The sequence below is a fragment of the Bradyrhizobium sp. 154 genome (assembly GCF_023073875.1).
Lineage (GTDB): Bacteria > Pseudomonadota > Alphaproteobacteria > Rhizobiales > Xanthobacteraceae > Bradyrhizobium.
Genome location: NZ_JADPKG010000104.1, coordinates 1 through 1,626 on the forward strand (window position 1 = coordinate 1; position 1,626 = coordinate 1,626).

1 protein-coding gene and 1 pseudogene are annotated in these 1,626 nt (G+C 61.5%); both read right to left on the reverse strand.

From position 1 onward, the window contains the following. Positions 1-573: pseudogene (locus tag IVA92_RS26035) on the reverse strand (flagellin); the annotation flags it as partial. A gap of 321 nt (positions 574-894) precedes the next feature. Next, positions 895-1,626 (reverse strand): flagellin (locus tag IVA92_RS26040; protein ID WP_253075219.1); only part of this gene is annotated, 732 nt, incomplete at its 5' end.

The following is a 1,626-nucleotide window of genomic DNA, read 5'->3' on the forward strand; positions in this document are numbered from 1 at the left end:
AGCACCGGCCGCACCGATCAAGGTCGCGGTGCCGGCCAGGTTGGTCGTGCCGTCGGCCGCTTTCACCGCCGCAGCAGCCGTGAAGCTACCCTGGGCAGCGCTGCCTAGCAACGAAGACGAGGTCGCCGCGGTCGTGCCGCCGGCCGTACCCGTGTAGAGCACATTGCTGGATGCAGTGGCGCTCGCGTAAGACGTCGTGCCACGCAGATCCGAAGCCGTCGCACCCGCGATCGTGGTGGAGACGTTGGACTTTGTGGAATAGCCGACGGTGGTCTGCAGCGCCTGGTTGGCGATCGACTTGGCGCTGTCGATCAGCTTCTGCAAGGAGGTCAGACCGGTGTTGGCAGCCTGCAGCACCTGCACGCCGTTGGCGATGCCGTCGAGCAGATTGTTGATGTCGCTGGCGCGGTTGTCGAGCGACTGTGCCGTGAAGAAGTTGGTGGGATTGTCGAGAGCCGAGTTGACACTCTTACCGGTCGACAGACGGCTCTGCGTCGTGGCGAGAAGATCGGCGGTGGACTGGAGAGAGAGCAGGTTCTGGCGAACCGACGCAGAGAGAACAATTCCGGACATAACTCTTACCCTTCTGGTTTACGCGTCTTCGTTCGATCGCTTCGGATCGAGTGACGCGGACAGCGTGCCGCGACATGGCTAACAAAGGGTGAAACGAGACTCGCCGACCTAAGCGCCGGTTCACCATAAAAACCGCGGCGAGCGCCGGCAGGACCAGAAACCCGTCTGAATTTATTAGCGATTTTCCATGCTTACGCTCCATTAACCATAACCGCGGGTTACTTTGGAGCGTCATCCAAGGCGCTGCAAACGCTGACGCAAAAGGAAAGCGGCGGGGCCGAAGCCCCGCCGCCATGTCTTGCTTGCGATGTCGTCCGCGATTTAGCGGAGCAGTTGAAGCACGCTCTGCTGCGACTGGTTGGCCAGCGAGAGCGCGGAGACCGCGATCGACTGGCGGGTCGACAGTGCCTGGCTGTTCGCCGCTTCGGTGTTGGTGTCGGCCAGGGTCAGGTTGGACGAACCGGTCTGCAGCACGTTGATCAGGCTCTTGTTGAAGTCCTGACGCACCTGCACGATGGTCAGGTTCGAACCGAGCGCCGAGGCCTCCGAACGCAGCGTGCTGGACGCAGTGTTCAAGTTGGTCAGCACCTTGTTGGTGGCAGCGTTGTCGATGAAATCGACACCGCTGGTCAACGCGGCCAGACCCAGGCCCTTCGAGTTATAGGTCACGCCGGTGATGCTCAGGCTCGACTTCGCGGTCTCGTCGAAAACCAGCTTGAGCTGATCGCCGTTCAACAGGTTGACGCCGTTGAACGAGGAGTCCTGTGCAGTGGAATCAATCTGTTGCAAGATGTTGTTATACTGGTTGACCAGGTTGGACCGGGCCGTCTGGGCAACCGCGTCCTGGACGGGGCTGGAAGCCGTCGAGAACGTCAGCGACGTGGTCAGCGTGCCGCCGATCGCACCACCCGCGGCGCTCGATCCGATGGTCGAGGACGCATAGTCGTTGGTGGCCGAGACCGTGAGCAGGCCGTTGGCGTCGATCGTCGCGGACAGGTTGTTGGCCTGCAGCTTGGTGTTGAGCTGATCGAGCGTCTTGACCGTGCCGTTGGT